The organism is Xanthomonas indica (genome assembly GCF_040529045.1).
In the GTDB taxonomy this organism is placed as follows: Bacteria; Pseudomonadota; Gammaproteobacteria; order Xanthomonadales; family Xanthomonadaceae; genus Xanthomonas_A; species Xanthomonas_A indica.
The window spans coordinates 372,337-390,688 of record NZ_CP131914.1 but is presented as its reverse complement, the minus strand read 5'-3'; the positions used below and the strand labels follow the sequence as shown (position 1 = coordinate 390,688).

Annotated in this window: 20 protein-coding genes; 13 read left to right on the top strand and 7 right to left on the bottom strand. The window is 71.0% G+C overall.

Translation table 11 applies throughout. From position 1 onward, the window contains the following. Nucleotides 1-12 precede the first annotated feature (12 nt). Nucleotides 13-780, top strand: a complete 768-nt coding sequence (locus Q7W82_RS01690) for a coniferyl-alcohol dehydrogenase (RefSeq protein WP_160946830.1) — start codon at nucleotides 13-15, stop codon at nucleotides 778-780. Nucleotides 781-817: 37 nt separating this feature from the next. Next, nucleotides 818-2,287 (top strand): benzaldehyde dehydrogenase, encoded by a 1,470-nt coding sequence (locus Q7W82_RS01685; protein WP_242159154.1) that lies wholly within the window; start codon nucleotides 818-820, stop codon nucleotides 2,285-2,287. Nucleotides 2,288-2,579: 292 nt separating this feature from the next. Here the strand turns inward: Q7W82_RS01685 and Q7W82_RS01680 are convergent, their stop codons facing one another. After that, on the bottom strand, nucleotides 2,580-3,479 hold the full coding sequence (locus tag Q7W82_RS01680) for a helix-turn-helix domain-containing protein (protein ID WP_242159155.1): 900 nt from the start codon (nucleotides 3,477-3,479) through the stop codon (nucleotides 2,580-2,582). A gap of 93 nt (nucleotides 3,480-3,572) precedes the next feature. Between Q7W82_RS01680 and pobA the strand changes: the two genes are divergently transcribed. Next, complete coding sequence (gene pobA, locus Q7W82_RS01675; RefSeq protein ID WP_242159156.1) at nucleotides 3,573-4,751, top strand: 4-hydroxybenzoate 3-monooxygenase; 1,179 nt, start codon at nucleotides 3,573-3,575, stop codon at nucleotides 4,749-4,751. Between the two features lie 255 nt (nucleotides 4,752-5,006). On the opposite strand, the gene Q7W82_RS01670 is transcribed toward pobA, so the two are convergent. Continuing rightward, nucleotides 5,007-5,198, bottom strand: a complete 192-nt coding sequence (locus Q7W82_RS01670; RefSeq protein WP_242159157.1) for a hypothetical protein — start codon at nucleotides 5,196-5,198, stop codon at nucleotides 5,007-5,009. Between the two features lie 30 nt (nucleotides 5,199-5,228). On the opposite strand from Q7W82_RS01670, the gene Q7W82_RS01665 reads away from it, so the two are divergent. Beyond that, a complete protein-coding gene (locus Q7W82_RS01665) occupies nucleotides 5,229-5,717 on the top strand; it encodes a nuclear transport factor 2 family protein (protein WP_160946826.1) in 489 nt (162 codons plus the stop codon). A gap of 90 nt (nucleotides 5,718-5,807) precedes the next feature. Here the strand turns inward: Q7W82_RS01665 and Q7W82_RS01660 are convergent, their stop codons facing one another. Genes Q7W82_RS01660 through Q7W82_RS01650 form a run of 3 tightly spaced genes read right to left on the bottom strand, consistent with a single transcriptional unit; the run spans nucleotide 5,808 to nucleotide 8,700 of the window. Then, nucleotides 5,808-6,791: a PDR/VanB family oxidoreductase gene (locus Q7W82_RS01660; RefSeq protein WP_242159158.1), complete on the bottom strand. Its 984-nt coding sequence runs from the start codon at nucleotides 6,789-6,791 to the stop codon at nucleotides 5,808-5,810. A 50-nt stretch (nucleotides 6,792-6,841) separates the two neighbouring features. Then, nucleotides 6,842-7,591 (bottom strand): GntR family transcriptional regulator, encoded by a 750-nt coding sequence (locus Q7W82_RS01655; RefSeq protein WP_242159159.1) that lies wholly within the window; start codon nucleotides 7,589-7,591, stop codon nucleotides 6,842-6,844. Nucleotides 7,592-7,623: 32 nt separating this feature from the next. Next, on the bottom strand, nucleotides 7,624-8,700 hold the full coding sequence (locus tag Q7W82_RS01650) for an aromatic ring-hydroxylating dioxygenase subunit alpha (protein WP_242081485.1): 1,077 nt from the start codon (nucleotides 8,698-8,700) through the stop codon (nucleotides 7,624-7,626). A 328-nt stretch (nucleotides 8,701-9,028) separates the two neighbouring features. Here Q7W82_RS01650 and Q7W82_RS01645 point away from each other — a divergent pair, with 328 nt between their 5' ends. The 8 genes from Q7W82_RS01645 to pcaC all read left to right on the top strand — a co-directional run bounded on the left by Q7W82_RS01645 (nucleotide 9,029) and on the right by pcaC (nucleotide 15,690). After that, nucleotides 9,029-9,718: a 3-oxoacid CoA-transferase subunit A gene (locus Q7W82_RS01645; protein ID WP_242081484.1), complete on the top strand. Its 690-nt coding sequence runs from the start codon at nucleotides 9,029-9,031 to the stop codon at nucleotides 9,716-9,718. Continuing rightward, nucleotides 9,706-10,377, top strand: a complete 672-nt coding sequence (locus tag Q7W82_RS01640; protein ID WP_184502834.1) for a 3-oxoacid CoA-transferase subunit B — start codon at nucleotides 9,706-9,708, stop codon at nucleotides 10,375-10,377. The genes Q7W82_RS01645 and Q7W82_RS01640 overlap by 13 nt, the downstream gene beginning before the upstream one ends. Next, complete coding sequence (gene pcaF, locus Q7W82_RS01635; protein WP_242159160.1) at nucleotides 10,374-11,582, top strand: 3-oxoadipyl-CoA thiolase; 1,209 nt, start codon at nucleotides 10,374-10,376, stop codon at nucleotides 11,580-11,582. Before Q7W82_RS01640 ends, pcaF begins: the two co-directional genes overlap by 4 nt. A gap of 86 nt (nucleotides 11,583-11,668) precedes the next feature. Then, a complete protein-coding gene (pcaH, locus tag Q7W82_RS01630; protein ID WP_242159161.1) occupies nucleotides 11,669-12,388 on the top strand; it encodes a protocatechuate 3,4-dioxygenase subunit beta in 720 nt (239 codons plus the stop codon). A 4-nt stretch (nucleotides 12,389-12,392) separates the two neighbouring features. Then, on the top strand, nucleotides 12,393-12,950 hold the full coding sequence (gene pcaG / locus Q7W82_RS01625) for a protocatechuate 3,4-dioxygenase subunit alpha (protein ID WP_242159162.1): 558 nt from the start codon (nucleotides 12,393-12,395) through the stop codon (nucleotides 12,948-12,950). A gap of 66 nt (nucleotides 12,951-13,016) precedes the next feature. Next, entirely contained in the window at nucleotides 13,017-14,369 is a 1,353-nt protein-coding gene (locus Q7W82_RS01620) for a 3-carboxy-cis,cis-muconate cycloisomerase (RefSeq protein ID WP_242159163.1), read from the top strand. A gap of 108 nt (nucleotides 14,370-14,477) precedes the next feature. Continuing rightward, a complete protein-coding gene (gene pcaD / locus Q7W82_RS01615) occupies nucleotides 14,478-15,257 on the top strand; it encodes a 3-oxoadipate enol-lactonase (protein WP_242159164.1) in 780 nt (259 codons plus the stop codon). Between the two features lie 40 nt (nucleotides 15,258-15,297). After that, entirely contained in the window at nucleotides 15,298-15,690 is a 393-nt protein-coding gene (gene pcaC, locus Q7W82_RS01610; protein ID WP_019799518.1) for a 4-carboxymuconolactone decarboxylase, read from the top strand. 16 nt (nucleotides 15,691-15,706) lie between these two features. Here the strand turns inward: pcaC and Q7W82_RS01605 are convergent, their stop codons facing one another. Then, on the bottom strand, nucleotides 15,707-16,153 hold the full coding sequence (locus tag Q7W82_RS01605; protein WP_242159165.1) for a helix-turn-helix domain-containing protein: 447 nt from the start codon (nucleotides 16,151-16,153) through the stop codon (nucleotides 15,707-15,709). A 132-nt stretch (nucleotides 16,154-16,285) separates the two neighbouring features. Here Q7W82_RS01605 and Q7W82_RS01600 point away from each other — a divergent pair, with 132 nt between their 5' ends. Further along, nucleotides 16,286-17,563, top strand: a complete 1,278-nt coding sequence (locus Q7W82_RS01600; protein ID WP_242159166.1) for an MFS transporter — start codon at nucleotides 16,286-16,288, stop codon at nucleotides 17,561-17,563. Here Q7W82_RS01600 and Q7W82_RS01595 read toward each other — a convergent pair. Continuing rightward, nucleotides 17,457-18,326, bottom strand: a complete 870-nt coding sequence (locus Q7W82_RS01595) for an IclR family transcriptional regulator C-terminal domain-containing protein (protein ID WP_242159167.1) — start codon at nucleotides 18,324-18,326, stop codon at nucleotides 17,457-17,459. The genes Q7W82_RS01600 and Q7W82_RS01595 overlap by 107 nt on opposite strands. Between the last annotated feature and the right edge of the window lie 26 nt (nucleotides 18,327-18,352).

Sequence of the window (18,352 nt, the reverse complement as noted above, 5' to 3'; positions counted from 1 at the left end):
ACACGCGCTGCCATGAACCTGCACAACAAGACCCTCCTCGTCACCGGCGTGGCCTCCGGCATCGGCGCCGAGGTCGCGCGCCTGGCGCGCTTCCACGGCGCCACGGTGATCGGCATCGATCGCCAGCCGGTCAACATGACCCTGCACGGCTTCCACCAGGCCGATCTCGGCGACCCGGCCTCGATCGATGCGCTGGTGGCGCAGTTGCCCGAGCGCATCGACGCGCTGGCCAACATCGCCGGCGTGCCCGGCACCGCGCCGGTGGACGTGGTGGCGAAGGTCAACTACCTGGGCCTGCGCCACCTCAGCCAGGCGCTGCTGCCGCGCATCGTGCCCGGCGGCAGCATCATCAACATCGCCTCCATCCTCGGCGCGGAGTGGCCGCAGCGGCTGGACCTGCACAAGCAGCTGGCCGCCGCCGACAGCTACGCCGCCGGCCACGACTGGCTGGCGGCGCATCCGGTGCCGCAGGACACCTGCTACCAGTACTTCAAGGAAGCGCTGATCGTGTGGACGCTGCTGCGCTCGCGCGACTGGTTCGCCACGCATTCGGTGCGCGTCAACAGCGTCGCGCCGGGCCCGGTGTTCACGCCGATCCTGGGCGATTTCGTCACCATGCTCGGGCCCGAGCGGGTCCAGGCCGACGCCGGCAAGATGAAGCGCCCGGCCTATGCCGACGAAGTCGCCGAGGCGGTGGTGTTCCTGGCCTCCGACGCGGCGCGCTGGATCAACGGCGTCAACCTGCCGGTGGACGGCGGCTTGGCGGCCACCGCCCTCTGAACGACTTCTTCTTCCTCTTTCCACGAGAGCACACAGCATGCACAGCACCGAACCCCTGGCCGCCGCGTCCACCTGGAGCGAGCGCATCTTCAATGGCGAGTGGATCGCCGCCCAGGGCGGCGTCCTCGAGGTAATCGAACCGGGCAGCGGCACGCCGCTGCATCGCGTCGGCCAGGCCAATGCCGCCGATGTGACCGCGGCGGTGGCGCAGGCGCGCGATGCGCAGCGCGCCTGGGCGGCCACGCCGCCGCGCGAGCGCGCGGCGGTGTTCCACCGCGCCGCGCAGGTGCTGCAGCAGCATGCGGCCGCGGCCGCGGCGCTGATCGCCCGCGAAACCGGCGGCATCCTGCCCAAGGGCGAGCACGAGGTGCGCGAGGCGATCGTGCTGCTGCAGCAGGCCGCGGCGATGCCGCTGCAGGCGCAGGGCCAGGTGCTGCCGACCGCGCCGGGCCGGCTGAGCCTGGCACGGCGCCTGCCGCTGGGCGTGGTCGGGGTGATCTCGCCGTTCAACTTCCCGCTGGTGCTGTCGCTACGCTCGGTGGCGCCGGCGCTGGCGGTCGGCAATGCGGTGGTGCTCAAGCCCGATCCGCGCACGCCGTACGCCGGAGGCTTCGTCATCGCCGAGGTGCTGCAGCAGGCCGGCCTGCCGAAGGGCCTGCTGCACGTGCTGCCGGGCGGCGCGGACGCCGGCCAGGCGCTGGTCGAGGCGCCGGGCGTGCCGATGATCGCGTTCACCGGGTCCACCGCGGCCGGTCGCCGCATCGGCGAGCTAGCCGGCAAGCACCTGAAGAAGACCGCGCTGGAACTGGGCGGCAAGAATTCGCTGATCGTGCTCGACGATGCCGACCTGGACAAGGCGGTATCGGCGATCGCCTTCGGCGCCTACTTCCACCAGGGTCAGATCTGCATGGCCACCGGCCGCGTGCTGGTCCAGCGCAGCATCGCCGCCGAACTGACCCGGCGCCTGGCGGAGAAAGCGCGGCACCTGCCGGTCGGCGACCCGGCCACCGCACACGTGGCGCTCGGCCCGATCATCGACCAGCGCCAGCTGCAGCACGTCAAGGACGTGGTCGATGCCTCGGTGGCGGCGGGCGCCGTGATCGAGGCCGGCGGCACCCACGATGGCCTGTTCTACGCGGCCACGGTGCTGTCGAACGTGCAGCCGGGCATGCCGGCGTTCGAGGAGGAAGTGTTCGGCCCGGTCGCCAACGTCATCGCCTTCGACAGCGACGATGACGCGGTGGCCCTGGCCAATCAGACCGAATACGGCCTGTCGGCCGGTATCCTCTCGGCCTCGGTCGGCCGCGCGATGGCGCTGGGCGAGCGCCTGCACACCGGCCTGCTGCACATCAACGACCAGACCGTGGCCGACGAAGTCACCAACCCGTTCGGCGGCACCGGCGCCTCCGGCAACGGCACCAGCATGGGCGGCCCGGCCGACTGGGGTCAGTACACGCACTGGCAGTGGGTGACGATCCAGGACAGCGCGCCGCAGTATCCGTTCTGAGGGGATGTTCACCGGGCGCCACATCGGCGCCCGGTGATGCGTGTGGATGCATTGCTCGCAGGAGCGATGTCTGCTCGGTGGCCTGCGGGTTGAGCTACGCGCGGCCAATACGGCGTCGACCCTGCACTGTGGGAGGGACTTCAGTCCAGACGCCTCTGCGGTGACTCGCCATTGCCGCTGCGTTCGTCGCGGCTGAAGCCGCTCCTACACCGGACGACGCGGGTATCTCCCTGTAAATCCTTGTAGGAGCGACTTCAGCCGCGACCGGGCCATCTCGACGAACCCCACGCGCTCACCCCTGCGCCCGCTGCCGGAACTGGATCGGCGAACACCCGGCATGCCGGCGGAAGCAGCGGCTGAAATACGCGGCATCCGCATAGCCCAGCACCGTGGCGAGCTGCTGCACAGTCAAGGTGGTGTAAACCAGGCTGCGCCGCGCCTCGAGCATGATCCGGCGCTGCAGCAGTTCCAGCGCCGAGGCACCGGCCAGGCGCCGGCACAGCGTGTTGAGATGGCTGCGGCTCAGCCCGAGCCGGTCGGCATAACGCGCCAGCGGCCAGTGCTCGCGGTAGTGCGCGTCGATCAGCGCGGTGTAGGCGCGCACGTGGCGCGCGCCGCGGTCGGCGTCATGCGGATCGGCATGCGCCTGTGCCAGCGCGCCGCGCGCCGCCCACAGCAAGGCCTGCGTCGCCAGCGCCTGCAGCATCGGTTCGCGGCCGGGGCGGCGCTGCGTGTGTTCGGCGGCGATGGCGGCGAAGCAGGCGTCCAGCATCGGGTGCTGCTCGCCCGCCGGCAGGCAGATCGGCCGCGTCAGCGCCTCCTCCAGGCTCGGCCACTGCGCCACCAGGCGCTGCCGCAGCGGCGCCGACACCGTCACGATGTGGCCACGCACGTTGCGCTGGAAGCGGAAGCCGTGCACGCACAGCGGCGGCAACAGCAGCAGGCATGGCCCGCGCAGGCGCTGCTGCGTTCCGTCCAAGTGCAGGCCGGCGCTGCCGCGCTGCAGATACAGCAATTGCAGCAGGTCGTCGTGGCGGTGCGGGCGGATGTGCCAGTCGTGCAGGCGGCTGCGCGCGGCGATGGATTCCCAGTGCAACAGGTCCGGTGTCTCGCGGTCGCCGGTCTCGCCGTACAGGCGGAAGGCCGGGACCGTGACCGGTGACGTGGCGGCAGCTGAAGCGGTGCGGGGCATCGGCGAAAAGTACCGGAATCGATCGCAATGATCCATGTCCTCGGCACGCCGCAGCCGGAACACTGTGCGTCGGTCCCATCCTTCGGAGGACGCATGCGTACCCAGGTCGCCATCGTCGGCGCCGGCCCGGCCGGGCTGCTGCTCGGACAGCTGCTGCACGGCCACGGCATCGACACCGTCATCGTCGAGCGGCAGACGCCCGAGCACGTGCTGTCGCGGATCCGCGCCGGCGTGCTGGAACAGGGCACCGCCGATCTGCTGTGCGCCGCCGGTGCCGGCGCGCGCATGCAGCGCGAAGGCATCGTCCACCATGGCTTCGAGCTGGCGCTGGAGCAACGCCGCGAACGCATCGAACTGAGCGCGGCGACCGGCGGCCGTGCGGTCACCGTCTACGGCCAGACCGAAGTGACCCGCGACCTGATGGACGCGCGTCGCGCCGCCGGCGCCACCACCCTCTATTCCGTCGAGGATGTGCAGCTGCACGACATCGACGGGCGGCAACCCTGGCTGCGCTTCGTGCACGACGGCGCCGCGCAGCGCCTGGACTGCGACTACGTGGTCGGCTGCGACGGCTTCCACGGGGTCAGCCGCCGCGCCATCCCGGCCGAGGTGCTGCGCGTGTACGAGCGGGTCTATCCGTTCGGCTGGCTGGGCGTGCTGGCGGACACCCCGCCGGTGGCCGACGAACTGATCTATGCGCGCAACGCGCGCGGCTTCGCGCTGTGCAGCATGCGCTCGCCCACCCGCACCCGCTACTACGTGCAGGTGCCGGCGGACGAGCGGGTCGAGGACTGGTCGGATGATCGTTTCTGGGACGAGTTGCGCCGCCGCCTGCCCGACGACGTGGCGCAGGCGCTGGTCACCGGCCCCTCGCTGGAGAAGAGCATCGCGCCGCTGCGCAGCTACGTCGCCGAGCCGATGCAGTACGGCCGCCTGTTCCTGGCCGGCGATGCCGCGCACATCGTGCCGCCGACCGGCGCCAAGGGCCTGAACCTGGCCGCCGGCGACGTCGGTCTGCTCGCGCAGCTGTTCGCGCAGGCGCAGCAGGCGCGCAGCGACGCGCCGCTGCAGCGCTATTCGGAACTGGCCTTGCAACGCGTGTGGAAGGCCGAGCGCTTCTCCTGGTGGATGACCACGATGCTGCATCGCTTCCCGGACGAGGATGCGTTCAGCCGCCGCCTGCACGATGCGGAACTGGACTACCTGCTCGGCAGCGCGGCCGGCCGCGCGACCATCGCCGAGAACTACGCGGGACTTCCGTTGGCGCTCTAAGGCTGGGAGTGGGGAATCGGGATTGGGGATTCGTCGAGCCGCGTCCTGTGTTTTTTTCCTGTGCGTCGTGGTGATCGCTGGTTCCGCTTTGGCCAATCCCCAACCCCGACTCCCCGGCGTTTCAGCAGTCGAATGGCTGATCATCCCGATTGAAGCGCCATCGATCGTCGCTGCCGACGACATCGATGGGATGCGCCGATGCCCGACGAAATAGATCGCCAACACATCGCGGCGCCATGCACTGCATGCGCACCTTTAGGTGCGTGTTACTGCGCCATTTCTGAGGTCGAGGTAATTGTGGCGATTCTCCCAGACCAGGAAAAAAGCCGGTAAATCTGCGTGTTTTTCGCGGTTTCCTGCGTTGCGCAGGCCGTGCGCGTTGCTACGCTGCAGCCGCGCCGGTGCCATCGCTGCCGCGCATCGCGGCAGCGCGTCGTCATCGCGCATTTCCCCTGTTCCCCCATCGGAGAGTCTTCCATGAAGATCCGTTTTCAGGCCTGCCTGCTGGCGCTGCTGCTTGCGCTCCCCGCCGCGTCCGCGTTCGCGCAGACCGCGGTCACCGCCAATCCCAACCACGCGCAGCTGCTGCACGGCGAGGACTGGCGCACCACCGCCAACAAGCGCCTGGTCTACGATTTCTGGCGCATCGTGTTCGAAGCGGGGCACACCGAGTATGCGCCGCTGTACATGGCCAAGGACTACATCCAGCACAACCCCAACGTAGCCAATGGCCGCGATGCGTTCCTGGCGTTCCTGACCTCCTTCGTCAAGCCGACGCCGATCCAGCCGCGCGTGCAGTTGCCGCTGGTGGCGATCCTGGCCGAGGGCGACTACGTGACCCTGGTGTCGGTGCGCACGCTGCCCGATCCCAAGGACGCCAGCAAGACCTACACCACCACCTGGTTCGACATGTTCCGCATCCAGAACGGCAAGATCCAGGAGCATTGGGACGCGGCGACCAAGTGATCCCGCACGGGCGACGTTGAACGCCCGCAGGCGCCGCCCACTGCGGCGGACGGCGCCTGCGGTGCGTGCGGACGGTGCCGCGCGTGCGCGTCAGAATGCGTCGGGGCGATAGCCGGTGTCGATGCTGAGGCTGCCGCCGAGCGCGCGCGAGACGCAGGCGCAGAGCTTGCGGTTGCTGTGGCGCTGCTCGTCGCTGAGGAACACGTCGCGATGGTCCAGCGGTGCGGCGGCTTCCAGCACCTCAACCACGCACAGGCCGCATTCGCCGCGGCGGCAGTCGGCCATGACTTCCACGCCCGCCGCGCTCAGCGCATCCAGCAGCGACTCGTTTTCGGCGACCTGCACGGTCTTGCCCAGCGCCGGCACCTGCACCACGAACGGTTGCGCCGGTGCGTTGCCGCTGTTGCCGAAGGTCTCGAAGTGCAGGCGCGCGCGGGCGCGGCCGTCGTCGCGCCAGCGTTGCCGCAGTTCGTCCAGCAGCGGCAGCGGGCCGCAGGCGTAGACGTCGGCGTTGCGCGGCCACTGTGCGATCTGCGCGGCCAGCTCGAGCTGGCCCAGATGTTCCGGGCAGAACAGCTGCAGGCGCTCGCCGAGCAGGTCCTGCAGATGCTCCAGGTAGGCCATGCTGGCGCGGCTGCGGCCGGCGTACAGCAACTGGAACGGGATGCGCCCGCGCGCCAGCCGTTGCGCCATGCCCAGGATCGGGGTGATGCCGATACCGCCGGCGACCAGCACGATGTGCTCGGCGGTCTCGTCCAGGGCGAAATGGTTGTTGGGCGAGGAGATCTCCAGTTGCGCACCCGGCGCCAGCGCCCACATCGCGCGCGAACCGCCGCGGCTGTCGGGCACCGCGCGCACGGCGATGCGATAGTGGCCATCGGCGGCAGGCTCGCCGACCAGCGAGTAGGAGCGCTCGTGCCAGGCGTCACCGATGCGCACGCGCACGTCGAGATGGCTGCCTACGGTGAAGGGACGGCTGGCGCGGCCCGGATCGAGCACGATCTCGCGCACGTCCTGGCACGGCGTGGCAACGGCGACGACGCGGGCGGTGGTCCACTGGGTGTCTTTGCGCATGGCGGGGTCCGGCAGGCGGGAAGGGGAGGCGGGTACGACGCGCACCGCGATCAGGCGGGCGGACGGCGCCGCAGCAGGCGGCTGCCGGGGATCTGGCCCAGCGCGTTCTGGTCGTGCAGGGCGTGGTGCGCGTTGCGCTGCGCCAGCCGCGCGTGTTCGCGCATCAGCGCTTCGGCGCGCGCGCCTTCGCGGCGCACGATCGCGTCCAGCACCTGGCGATGCTGGTCCTGCGCGATCGACAGCACGGTGGCGGCCTGGCCGCGCTCGAGCACGAAACTGCTCGGCGAGGCGAACGGCAACTGCGTCACCCGCGCGAACTCGCGCGACAACAGCGCACTGCCGGCCATCTCGAACAGCAGTGCGTGCAGCTGCGCGTTGCAGTCGACATAGTGGGGGAAGGCCTGCTCGCTCAGCGGACGCGCCGCCAGCACGGTGTCGATCTGCGCCAGCAGCGCCTGTGCCCGTGCCAGCAGTGCCGGGTCGGCACCGCGCTCGGCGGCGCGCCGCGCCGCCAGGCCTTCCAGGGTGCCACGCAGTTCGATGGCATCGTCCACGTCGGCTTCGTCGAATGCCTGCACCGCGTAGCCGCCGCCACGCAGCGGCTGCACCAGCCCCTCCTCGGCCAGCCGCTGCAGCGCGGCGCGCACCGGTGTGCGCGAGACACCCAGGCGTTCCACCAGGGCGACCTCGGACAGGCGCTCGCCGGCGGCCAGGGCGCCGGCCAGGATCAACTCGCGCAATTCGAGCAGCGCGCGGGTGGTCTGTGCGGCGCTGGAGCGGAACGGATGCGCGGCGGACATGGCGGGTTCCTGTGCGGCAGGGTGGGGCGGGCTCAGCCGACCATGCGCAGCTGCAGGTCCTGGTTGCGCTGCTCGGCGGCGACCATGCGCTCGATCAGGCGTCGCGCCCACATGCCGCCGGCATCGACGTTGAGGTTGTAGAACACGTGGTCCGGATGTGCGTCGATGGCACGCTGCTGCGCTTCCAGCACCAGTTCGTCCTCGCCGAACACGCCGCTGACGCCGTCGCGCAAACGGGTGGTGATCGACTGCTCGTGCAGCGAATGGTTGCGCGCGAATGCCCAGAAGTAGTGGCAGGTGCGGTCGGTTTCCGGGGTGATGGTGTTGAGCACGTAGCCATTGACGCCGCGCGAGCGGTCGCCCTGCGGCGCGCCGCTGCCGGCCACCGCCACGCCGACATCGATGGCGATGGTGCACGGCGCCTCGAAACGGATGATCTGCCAGCGGTCGACCTTGCCGCGGTAGCCGTGCGCGTGTTCGATCTGCCAGGCCCAGAACGGCGGCGGGTCGATGTCGAGCATCCAGCGCGAGACCACCGTGCTGCGTTCGCCGTGGACCACGTCGAACGGCGCCTCGGCGACCTCGTCCTGGCCGATGCTGGAGCCGTGCACGAAGGTCTCGTGGGTCAGGTCCATCAGGTTGTCCAGCACCAGCCGGTAGTCGCATTTGACGTGGATGGTGCGGCCGTCGCCGGCCCAGGCCGGGTCGTCGTTCCAGTGCAGGTCCGGTACCAGCGCCGGATCGGCCAGCGCCGCATCGCCCGGCCACACCCAGACGTAGCGGTGCCGTTCCACGGTGGGGAAGCGGCGCACGCAGGCGGACGGATTGATGGTGTCCTGCGAGGGCATGTGCACGCAGCGCCCGTTCGCGTCGTAGACCAGGCCGTGGTAGCCGCAGACCACGTCGTCGCCGCGCAGCCGGCCCATCGACAACGGCACCAGGCGATGCCAGCAGGCGTCCTCGAGCGCGGCGACGCGGCCGCTGCTGGTGCGGTACAGCACGATGTCCAGATTGCACACCTTGCGCGGCAGCAGCGCGTGCTTGACCTCGTGATCCCAGGCGATGGCGTACCAGGCATTGAGCGGAAATGCCGGAGCGGACGACTGCATGGCGGCGACCTCGATTGTGTATACAACAGGCTGGGGAAAGATCCTTGCGTGTTGCGGGCGAATGGCGGGCGTGCGCTGCCATCGCGCCGTCGCCCGATGAAGGGCGACGGTCGAATGTATACAACAGGGGCAAGGCGGCGCGCCGTTGTCGCCGCGTTAAATTGTTCGTTTATCGAACTATGCATCCGATAATCGGATTGACCGCCCGCCGGAGCGGGCCTAACGTGGCCTCCCGAAGCGACCTGGAGGAGGATGTCGTGGCACACCCCGTAATGCGCCTGCGCCCCTGTGCGCTGCGCCCCCGGCCGGCGACGGCGGAGCGGCGCCGATGATCGACAAGACCATGGCCTCGTGCGCCGCCGCGGTGGCCGACATCCACGATGGCGCCACGGTGATGATCGGCGGCTTCGGTACCGCGGGCATGCCCGATGCGCTGATCGACGCGCTGATCGCACAGGGCGCGCGCGAACTCACCATCGTCAACAACAATGCCGGCAACGGCGAGACCGGGCTGGCCGCGCTGATCAAGCACAAGCGTGTGCGCAAGATCGTGTGCTCGTTCCCGCGGCAGAGCGATTCGCAGCACTTCGACGCGGCCTACCGTGCCGGCGAGCTGGAGCTGGAACTGGTGCCGCAGGGCAATCTGGCCGCGCGCATCCACGCCGCCGGCAACGGCCTGGGCGCGATCTTCACCCCCACCGGCTACGGTACCGAACTGGCCGCCGGCAAGGAGACCCGCGAGATCGACGGCCGCCACTACGTGCTGGAGTATCCGATCCGCGCCGATTTCGCGCTGATCAAGGCCTACCGCGGTGATCGCTGGGGCAACCTGGTGTACCGCAAGACCGCGCGCAACTTCGGCCCGCTGATGGCGATGGCCGCGACCTGCGCGATCGTGCAGGTGGACACGGTGGTGGAGCTGGGCGCGCTGGATCCGGAAGCGGTGGTGACCCCGGGCATCTTCGTGCAACGGCTGGTGGCGGTGAGCGCCACGCAGGAGGACGCATGCACGCATTGAGCAGCCGCGGCATCGACCGCAATGCACTGGCCGCGCGGGTGGCGCGCGACATCCCCGAGGGCGCCTACGTCAACCTGGGCATCGGCCTGCCGACCGCGGTGGCCAACTTCCTGCCGGCGGACAAGGAAATCTTCCTGCACAGCGAGAACGGCCTGCTCGGCATGGGGCCGGCGCCGCCGCCGGGGCAGGAGGATCTGGACCTGATCAACGCGGGCAAGCAACCGGTGACGCTGCTGACCGGCGGCTGTTATTTCCACCACGCCGACTCGTTCGCGATGATGCGCAGCGGGCGCCTGGACGTGTGCGTGCTCGGCGCGTTCCAGGTGTCGGTGCACGGCGACCTGGCCAACTGGAGCACCGGCGCGGCCGATGCGATCCCCGCGGTCGGCGGCGCGATGGACCTGGCGATCGGCGCCAAGCAGGTCTACGTGATGATGGAACTGCTGACCAAGCGCGGCGAACCGAAGCTGGTGAACGCCTGCAGTTATCCGTTGACCGGGCTGCGCTGCGTGTCGCGGGTGTATACCGACCTGGGCGTGTTCGCGCTTGGCCCGGACGGCGCGCGCGTGCTCGAACTGGTCGCCGGCGTGAGCCTGGACGACCTGCGCCAGGCCACCGGGCTGGCGCTGACCCTGGCCGATTCCACGGAGGCGGCATGAACGAGGCCTACATCATCGACGGCGTCCGCACGCCGATCGGCCGCTACGGCGGCGCCCTGGCCGGGGTGCGTGCGGACGATCTCGGCGCGGTGCCGCTGCAGGCGCTGCTGGCGCGGCATCCGCAGTTGGATCCGGCATGCATCGACGACGTCTACCTGGGCTGCGCCAACCAGGCCGGCGAGGACAACCGCAACGTCGCGCGCATGAGCCTGCTGCTGGCGGGCCTGCCGTTCAGCGTGCCGGGCAGCACGGTCAACCGCCTGTGCGGCTCGGGCCTGGATGCCATCGGCACCGTCGCGCGCGGCCTCCGCGCCGGCGAACTGGGCCTGGCCATCGCCGGCGGCGTGGAGTCGATGTCGCGCGCGCCGTGGGTGATGGGCAAGGCCGACAGCGCCTTCGCCCGCAACCAGCAGCTCGAGGACACCACCATGGGCTGGCGCTTCGTCAATCCGAAGATGCAGCAGCGCTATGGTGTGGAGCTGATGGGCGAGACCGCCGAGAACGTGGCCGCGCGGCACGGCATCTCGCGCGAGGACCAGGACGCGTTCGCGCTGCGCAGCCAGCAGCGCACCGCCGCCGCGCAGGCCGCCGGTTTCTTCGACGGCGAGATCGTGCCGGTGACCGCCCCGGGCAGGAAGCGCGGCGAGACCATCGAGGTCGGTGTCGACGAACATCCGCGTGCCGACACCACGCTCGAGGCCCTGGCCAAGCTCAAACCGATCTTCCGCCAGCCCGGTACGGTCACCGCCGGCAACGCCTCGGGCATCAACGACGGCGCCGCCGCGCTGCTGCTGGCCAGTGCCGCGCAGGTGCAGGCGCTGGGCCTGACCCCGCGTGCGCGCGTGCTGGGCTTCGCCAGTGCCGGCGTGGAACCGGCCTACATGGGCATCGGTCCGGTGCCGGCCACGCGCAAGTTGCTGGCGCGCCTGGGGCTGTCCATCGGCGACTTCGATGCGATCGAACTCAACGAAGCCTTCGCCGCCCAGGGCCTGGCCTGCCTGCGCGAACTCGGCGTCGCCGACGATGCCGCGCACGTCAACGCCAACGGTGGCGCGATCGCGCTCGGCCACCCGCTCGGCATGAGTGGCGCGCGCCTCGCCCTGACCCTGTTGCGCCAGCTCGAGGCCACGGGTGGCCGCCGCGGGCTGGCGACCATGTGCATCGGCGTCGGCCAGGGCGTGGCGCTGGCGATCGAGCGGCTGTAGCCGCTCGCCCCATCGACGCTGCGCCCCGCACGCCTGCATCATCCTTCCAGCCAACCGGCTCCGCGCGGAGCCAGCGAGACCGCACGATGCGCGACGACACCCCCATCGATCCCCTGCTCGGCTATCGCCGCCCGTACCCCGGGACGCAGCCGGCCTATCTGCATCCGCCCTACGCCTCCACCGGCGCGCGCGGCCCGACCCGCGATCCGATCGCGATCCCGCTGACTCTGTCCGAGGCCACCGGCCCGACCTTGGACCGAACCACCCTGGGCGAACACGCCGCCGATCTCACCGCCGGCTTCCCCGGCGCGCCGCTGGGCGAGCGCATCATCGTCAGCGGCCGCCTGCTCGACGAGAACGGCAAGCCGGTGCGCCACAGCGTGGTCGAGGTCTGGCAGTGCAACGCCGCCGGCCGCTACCTGCACGCCGGCGACCAGCACGATGCGCCGCTGGATCCCAACTTCACCGGCACCGGCCAGGTGCTGACCGACGACCACGGCCGCTACCGCTTCACCACCATCAAGCCGGGCGCGTATCCGTGGCGCAACCACTACAACGCCTGGCGCCCGGCGCACATCCATTTCTCGCTGCACGGCGACGGCATCGGCCAGCGCCTGGTCACGCAGATGTACTTCCCCGGCGATCCGCTGCTGGCGTTCGACCCGATCTTCAACTGCGTGGAGGATCCCAAGGCGCGCGAGCGCATGGTCTCCACGTTCGACTGGGAGAACACCGCCAACGAGTTCGCGCTGGGCTACCGTTTCGACATCGTCCTGCGCGGACGCAAGCAGACCCCTTGGGAGTGAGGCGATGAGTTTCCAGGCAACCCCTTCGCAGACGGTCGGCCCCTACTACCGGATCGGGCTGGAGCCGCTGTACCGCACCGAGATCGCGCCGGCGCAGGCGCAGGGCACGCATGTGGAGATCGCCGGCAGCGTGTTCGACGGCCATGGCGTGCCGGTCGGCGATGCGCTGCTGGAAATCTGGCAGGCCGATGCCGCCGGCATCTACGACCATGCCGCCGATCCGCGCCGCGGCGAACACGATCCCGCCTTCCACGGCTGGGGCCGGGTGCCGACCGACGCGCAGGGCCGCTTCGCCTTCCGCACGGTCAAGCCCGGGCGCGTCGCTGGGCCCAAGGGCCTGCAGGCGCCTCACCTGGTGGTGCTGGTGTTCATGCGCGGCCTGCTGCGCGCCGCGCCGACGCGGCTGTACTTCGGCGACGACGACCTGGACGGCGATGCGATCCTGGCGCAGGTGCCGGCCGAGCGCCGCGCCACCCTGATCGCGCAACCGCTGGCGGCGCACCGCTACCAGTGGGACGTGCGCATGCAGGGCGAGCACGAGACCGTGTTCTTCCGCTACTGAGCGCGGCGACATCCTGCACAGGCCGCAGCGGTTACGCTGCATGATCTCTCCACCGCATACGAACCGATGAGCGTCTCCGAGTCCCTGTTGCGTCCGCTGTTCGGCGATCCGGCCGTCGATGCACTGTTCGATGACCGAGCCCGCCTGCAGGCCATGCTCGACGTGGAAGCGGCGCTGGCACGCGCGCAGGCGCGTTGCGGGGTGATCCCGGCCAGTGCGGCGGCGCCGATCGCCGCGGCCTGCGATGCCGCGCGCTACGACGTGCCCGCGCTCGCCGCCGCCACCGCGCTGGCCGGCAATCCGGCGATCCCGCTGGTCAAGGCGCTCACCGCGCAGGTCGCCGCCGCCGATGAGGACGCCGCGCGCTGGGTGCACTGGGGCGCGACCAGCCAGGACATCATCGACAGCGGTGCGGTGCTGCAGCTGCGCGCCGCGCTCGACCATGTGGAGGCGCAACTGGACGCGCTGTGCGCGGCGCTGGCGGCACTGGCGCAGCGCGAGCGCGACACCGGCCTGCCCGGACGCACCTTGCTGCAGCAGGCGGTGCCGGTGACCTTCGGGCTGAAGGCCGCCGGTTGGCTGGACGCGCTGCAGCGCAGTCGTCGGCGCCTGCAGGCGCTGCGCGAGGATGCGCTGGTGCTGCAGTTCGGCGGCGCCGCCGGCACCCTGGCCGCGCTGCAGTCGCAAGGCCTGGCCGTGGCCGAGGCGCTGGCGGCGGAGCTGCGCCTGCCGCTGCCGGCGCTGCCCTGGCATGCGGCGCGCGACCGGATCGGCGAGATCGGCGCGGCGTTCGCGCTGCTGGCCGGCAGCCTCGGCAAGATCGGTCGCGACGTCGCCCTGCTGATGCAGTCGGAAGTGGCCGAGGCCTTCGAACCTGCCGCGGCGGGCAAGGGTGGTTCCTCGGCGATGCCGCACAAGCGCAATCCGGTGGGCTGCGTTGTCGCGATCGCCGCGGCCACGCGCGCGCCGGGCCTGCTCGCGACCCTGTGCGCGGCGCTGCCGCAGGAACACGAGCGCGCGGTCGGCGGTTGGCATGCCGAATGGGAGACCCTGCCGGAACTGGTGCGCCTGAGCGCCGGCAGCCTGGCCCAGGTGCGGGTGCTGGCCGAGGGCCTGGAACTGGACCGCGCGCGCATGGCCGCGCATCTGGACAGCCACGGCGGCCTGCTCTATGCCGAGGCGGTGGCGGTGACTCTCGCCGCCCATCTGGGCAAGGCTGCCGCGCACGCGCTGGTGGAAACGGCGGTGCGTCGTGCGCTGGCCACGCAGCAGCACCTGCGCGCGGTGCTGGCCGAGGAGCCGCAGGTGACCGCGGTGCTGGCGCCGGCGGATCTGGATGCGCTGTTCGCCAGCGACAGCTGGCGCGGCATGGCCACGGTGTGGATCGCGCGCGTACTCGCCGCGCAGGCGCGCGGGTGAGCGGCGCCGTGCCTGTCTGCCGCAGCGCCGGCGCCACGTTCTAGACTTGCCGGTGCCGCGCGGTTTGCTGCGCGACGGCCCAATCCCCTCTCCAAGCGAGCGCCGACCATGCCGATCCTCGACCTGCCCACGCATCGTCTGCATTACCGCATCGACGGCAGCGAAGGCCGTCCGTGGCTGACCCTGTGCAATTCGCTCGGCACCGACCTGCACATGTGGGACGCGCAGATCGCGGCGCTGGCGCCGCATTTCCGCGTGCTGCGCTACGACCGCCGCGGCCACGGCGCTTCCACCGCCGCGCCCGCGCCGTACGCCATGGCCGATCTCGGCGGCGACGTGCTGGCGCTCTGGGATGCGCTGTCGATCGAACGCAGCCACTTCTGCGGCCTGTCGATCGGCGGGCTGACCGGGCAGTGGCTGGGGCTGCATGCCGGCGAGCGCCTGCTCAGCCTCACCCTGTGCGCCACCGCGGCCAGGATCGGCAGCGCCGAGAGCTGGCAGGCGCGCATCGACCAGGTCCGCACCGAGGGCCTGGCACCGCTGTGCGAAGGCACCCGCACGCGCTGGTTCACCCCGGCCTTCGTCGAGGCGCAGCCGGCTACCGTCGAGGCGATCCTGGAGAGCTTCCGCGCCACCGACGCGCAGGCCTACATCGGCTGCTGCCAGGCGCTGGCCGAGGCCGACTTCCGCACGCGCCTGGGCGAGATCCGCGTGCCGGTGCTGGCCGTGGCCGGCCATGACGACCCGGTGTGTCCGCCGGCCGATCTGCAGGCCATCGCCGCGCAGGTGGCGCAGGGCGACGCCGCCGAGGTGCACGGCCGCCACCTGTGCAACGTGGAGTCGCCGCACGCCTTCAACGACGCGCTGCTGCGCTTCCTGTTGCAGTAGATCGCGCCCGCCTTTTCCCCACGTTCCAGGAGTTGCCCCGATGCACGAGAACGAACGCTACGCCGCCGGCCTGCAGGTGCGCCGTGCGGTGCTCGGCGATGCCCACGTCGACCGCTCGCTGGCCGCACGCACGCCGTTCACCGAGGAATTCCAGGAGTTCATCACCCGCACCGCCTGGGGCACAGTGTGGACCCGCGAGGGCCTGCCGCGGCACACGCGCTCGCTGCTGACCCTGGCGATGATGGTGGCGCGCGGCCACGACGAGGAATTCAAGCTGCACGTGCGCGCCGCGCGCAACAATGGCGTGAGCGCCGACGAGATCAAGGAAGTGCTGCTGCAGGCGGCAATCTATTGCGGCGTGCCGGCGGCCAACCATGCCTTCGCCCTGGCTGCGCCGATCCTGGCCGAGCAGGCCGCCGAAGGCGGCGCATAGCGCGCGCCGCGCGCGCTCAGCGCACCTTCCGCACGACGGTGACCGCCGGGCTCAGCCGCGTGCCGTCGGCGGCGCGCGGCAGCATGCGCGCGACCGGCTTGCCGGTGCGCGTGTCGATCAGCACCGAGTGGCGCTCGCCGTGGTCGAACAGATGCCGTTCGCCCCATTGCCGCAGCGCCAGCACCACCGCGAACAGGTCCTCGCCCTTGGCGCTCAGCGCGTACTCGCGGTAGGCGCTGCCGTCGGAGGCCTCGCGCGTCTCCAGGATGCCGGCCTCGACCAGCTTGCGCAGCCGGTCGGCCAGGATGTTGCGGGCCATGCCCAGGCTGCGCTGGAAGTCGCCGAAGCGGCGTATGCCATCGAAGGCATCGCGCACGATCAGCAGTGACCAGCGGTCGCCGATCAGGTCGGCGCTGCGCGCCACCGGGCAGGGCGACGCGGGTAGGGCAGGGCGGGACGGCATCGGCGTTTCCGGTCGGCGCTCGGCGGCAGTGGTTGCATTTTAAAACCTATCGACCTAGCCTGGAACAAGTTTCGTTTTGAAACTGGAAAGGGCAAGTCTTCGATCATGCAATCCGTCACCGCTGCGCCCTCCATGCCGCGTCGCCTGGTCTGGCTGTTCGCCATCGCCAGTGGCCTGAGCGTGGCCAACGTCTATTACGCGCAGCCGCTGCTGGATGCGCTGGCAGCGGATTTCCGCATCGGCCCGGCAGCGGTGGGCGGCGTGGTCAGCGCCGCCCAGGTCGGCTGCGCGCTGGCCCTGCTGTTGCTGGTGCCGCTGGGCGACCTGGTGGAGCGTCGGCGTCTGATGGCAGCGCAGGCGCTGGGACTGGTCGTGACGCTGGTCGCGGTGAGCCTGGCGCGGTCGGCGCCGGTGTTGCTGGCCGGCATGCTCGCCGTCGGCATGCTGGGCACGGCGATGACCCAGGGGTTGATCGCCTATGCCGCCAGCGCCGCGGCGCCGCAGGAGCAGGGGCGGGTGGTCGGTGCGGCGCAGGGCGGTGTGTTCATCGGCCTGTTGTTGGCGCGGGTGTTCGCCGGCGGCATCAGCGACCTGGCCGGCTGGCGCGCGGTCTATGCCGGCGCCGCGGCGCTGATGCTGGCGCTCGCGCTGCCGCTGTGGCGCTGGTTGCCGGCGCTCCCGGTGGCGCCGCAGCCACTGCGCTATCTGCGCCTGATCGCGTCCATGCTGACGCTGCTGCGGCAGGAGCGTGTGTTGCAGGTGCGCGGCGTGCTGGCGCTGTTGATGTTCGCGGCGTTCAACATCTTCTGGAGCGCGCTGGTGCTGCCGTTGCGCGCACCACCGTACGCGTTCTCGCACACCGCCATCGGCGCCTTCGGTCTGGTCGGCGCGGTCGGTGCGCTGGCGGCCGCGCGGGCCGGACACTGGGCCGACCGCGGCCATGCCCAGCGCACCAGCGCCGCGGCGCTGGTGGTGTTGGTGCTGGCCTGGTGGCCGCTGTCGTGGCTGCCGCAGTCGCTCGCCGCGCTGGTGCTCGGCATCGTCCTGCTCGACCTGGCCGGGCAGGCCTTGCACGTCACCAGCCAGAGCATGATCCTGCGCGACCGGCCGCACGCGCACGGTCGGCTGATCGGCCTGTACATGCTGTTCTACGCAGTGGGCAGCGGACTGGGCGCGATCGGCACGACCGCGACCTATGCCCAGGCAGGTTGGACCGGCGTGTGTCGCCTGGGGGCGGCGGTCAGCTTGCTGGCGCTGCTGTTCTGGTGGGTGACGCGACGGCTCGGCGCGGCCCCGGCGGCGCTCAGTCCAGTACCCGGCTCAGGCGCTGTGCCGCCTGCCGCAGTGCCGGCAACACCGTGCTCTGCAGGCTGCCCAGGGTCATCCGCGCCACCGAGCTGCCGACATTGAGCGCGGCCACCACGCGGTCCTGGCGGTTGCGCACCGGTACCGCCACCGAGCGCAGGCCGATCTCCAGTTCCTGGTCGACAATGGCATGGCCGTCGCGCTGCACGCGTTCGAGCAGGGCCTGGAACTGCGCACGGTCGGTGACGGTACGTTCGGTGCGCGGGCGCAGCGGATTGCGGTCCAGGTAGCTGTTCAAGGTGTCGCCCGGCTGCGCGGCCAGCAGCACCCGGCCCATCGAGGTGCAGTAGGCGGGCAGGCGGCTGCCCGCACGCAGGCCGATCGACATGATCCGCACGGTTTCCGCGCGCGCCACGTACAGCAGGTCGTCGCCGTCGAGCACGCCCAGCGAGCAGGACTCGTGCAGGTCGTCGCGCAGCGCATCCAGCACCGGCTGCGCCGCCACCGACAGGGCGGCGGTGGACAGGTAGCCGCTGCCGATGCCCAGCGCACGCGGCAGCAGCACGTAGCCGCGGCCGTGGGTGCCGGCGTAGCCCAGCTTCTCCAGCGTGTACAGCACGCGCCGCACCGCCGCGCGCGGGATGCCGGTGTCGGCGCTGAGCTGGGCCATGCTGACGTCGCGGCTGTGCTGGCCGAAGGCGCTGAGCACGGCCAGACCGCGCGCCAGCGAGGTCATGAAGTTCGGGTCGCCTTCGCACTCGCCGATGCGCCGCATCAGCTCCGCGGCCAGGCCACGCTCGGGCGGGGTGGGGGCGGTGGCGGCACGCGCGGTGCGGCGTGCACGAGGGGGACGCGGGGAATCGGACATGGAAGCGGCGGCGGCGGCAATGCGTC

What these genes read in the sequence shown, in the direction of transcription:
- Q7W82_RS01690 (WP_160946830.1), top strand. Translation starts at nt 13, where the DNA reads ATGAACCTGCACAACAAGACCCTCCTCGTCACCGGCGTGGCCTCCGGC.
- Q7W82_RS01685 (WP_242159154.1), top strand. Translation starts at nt 818, where the DNA reads ATGCACAGCACCGAACCCCTGGCCGCCGCGTCCACCTGGAGCGAGCGC.
- Q7W82_RS01680 (WP_242159155.1), bottom strand. Translation starts at nt 3,479, where the DNA reads ATGCCCCGCACCGCTTCAGCTGCCGCCACGTCACCGGTCACGGTCCCG.
- pobA (WP_242159156.1), top strand. Translation starts at nt 3,573, where the DNA reads ATGCGTACCCAGGTCGCCATCGTCGGCGCCGGCCCGGCCGGGCTGCTG.
- Q7W82_RS01670 (WP_242159157.1), bottom strand. Translation starts at nt 5,198, where the DNA reads ATGCGCGATGACGACGCGCTGCCGCGATGCGCGGCAGCGATGGCACCG.
- Q7W82_RS01665 (WP_160946826.1), top strand. Translation starts at nt 5,229, where the DNA reads ATGAAGATCCGTTTTCAGGCCTGCCTGCTGGCGCTGCTGCTTGCGCTC.
- Q7W82_RS01660 (WP_242159158.1), bottom strand. Translation starts at nt 6,791, where the DNA reads ATGCGCAAAGACACCCAGTGGACCACCGCCCGCGTCGTCGCCGTTGCC.
- Q7W82_RS01655 (WP_242159159.1), bottom strand. Translation starts at nt 7,591, where the DNA reads ATGTCCGCCGCGCATCCGTTCCGCTCCAGCGCCGCACAGACCACCCGC.
- Q7W82_RS01650 (WP_242081485.1), bottom strand. Translation starts at nt 8,700, where the DNA reads ATGCAGTCGTCCGCTCCGGCATTTCCGCTCAATGCCTGGTACGCCATC.
- Q7W82_RS01645 (WP_242081484.1), top strand. Translation starts at nt 9,029, where the DNA reads ATGATCGACAAGACCATGGCCTCGTGCGCCGCCGCGGTGGCCGACATC.
- Q7W82_RS01640 (WP_184502834.1), top strand. Translation starts at nt 9,706, where the DNA reads ATGCACGCATTGAGCAGCCGCGGCATCGACCGCAATGCACTGGCCGCG.
- pcaF (WP_242159160.1), top strand. Translation starts at nt 10,374, where the DNA reads ATGAACGAGGCCTACATCATCGACGGCGTCCGCACGCCGATCGGCCGC.
- pcaH (WP_242159161.1), top strand. Translation starts at nt 11,669, where the DNA reads ATGCGCGACGACACCCCCATCGATCCCCTGCTCGGCTATCGCCGCCCG.
- pcaG (WP_242159162.1), top strand. Translation starts at nt 12,393, where the DNA reads ATGAGTTTCCAGGCAACCCCTTCGCAGACGGTCGGCCCCTACTACCGG.
- Q7W82_RS01620 (WP_242159163.1), top strand. Translation starts at nt 13,017, where the DNA reads ATGAGCGTCTCCGAGTCCCTGTTGCGTCCGCTGTTCGGCGATCCGGCC.
- pcaD (WP_242159164.1), top strand. Translation starts at nt 14,478, where the DNA reads ATGCCGATCCTCGACCTGCCCACGCATCGTCTGCATTACCGCATCGAC.
- pcaC (WP_019799518.1), top strand. Translation starts at nt 15,298, where the DNA reads ATGCACGAGAACGAACGCTACGCCGCCGGCCTGCAGGTGCGCCGTGCG.
- Q7W82_RS01605 (WP_242159165.1), bottom strand. Translation starts at nt 16,153, where the DNA reads ATGCCGTCCCGCCCTGCCCTACCCGCGTCGCCCTGCCCGGTGGCGCGC.
- Q7W82_RS01600 (WP_242159166.1), top strand. Translation starts at nt 16,286, where the DNA reads ATGCCGCGTCGCCTGGTCTGGCTGTTCGCCATCGCCAGTGGCCTGAGC.
- Q7W82_RS01595 (WP_242159167.1), bottom strand. Translation starts at nt 18,326, where the DNA reads ATGTCCGATTCCCCGCGTCCCCCTCGTGCACGCCGCACCGCGCGTGCC.